1 protein-coding gene is annotated in these 593 nt (G+C 51.6%); it reads right to left on the minus strand.

The genetic code is table 11. The annotated features are described in order from the left end of the window. Positions 1-484 (minus strand): IS30 family transposase (locus RB620_RS30180; RefSeq protein ID WP_483874766.1); only part of this gene is annotated, 484 nt, incomplete at its 3' end. Between the last annotated feature and the right edge of the window lie 109 nt (positions 485-593).

Genomic DNA, 593 nt, shown 5'->3' on the forward strand with positions numbered 1-593 from the left:
TACGCTTACGGACTTCTTTCGGTCGCTTGCTGATCGGCGTACCGACGAGGAAGCGACCACGTGTTTCCATCGGCTTCTGACGTTTTCCCTTATGTCGCAATACGTTGGCTCCCGCTGCGAGGCGCCCCCCGTATAGCCATCTGTAGATCGTCTTGAAGCACACGAAAGGTTTCCCTTCGGTACGACGCTTCTCGGCGATCTGCTCAGGGGACCAGGTCTCCTGCAGCTTCAGATTGAGTTCTTCGGCAAGTGCCTTGGTATATTTGCCGACAGGCACGCTAGTAGCTCTCCGTTCATGGGACGCTTCTTGGGCAGAGCTAGCAGCATAAGTCCCGTTCTTCTTACTGTCGCTACGTGCCAGTTCTCGTGCGATAGTAGAAGGATGTCGACCTAGCTCATGCCCAATCTTGCGGCATGACCAGCCCAATCGATGCAGCGCTTCTAGTTGTCCTCGTTCAATTATGTTAAGATGGGAGTAGCTCATGTTGGTTTCTCCTGTACAAAATGGTGGTGTGGTAACTTCCATTTTACACGAAGCCTGCATGGGCCTTTTGTTTTTCTAGGTGTCGCACTTCATATTACAATTCGTCAAA

The organism is Paenibacillus sp. LHD-117 (assembly GCF_030929555.1).
In the GTDB taxonomy this organism is placed as follows: Bacteria; Bacillota; Bacilli; order Paenibacillales; family Paenibacillaceae; genus Pristimantibacillus.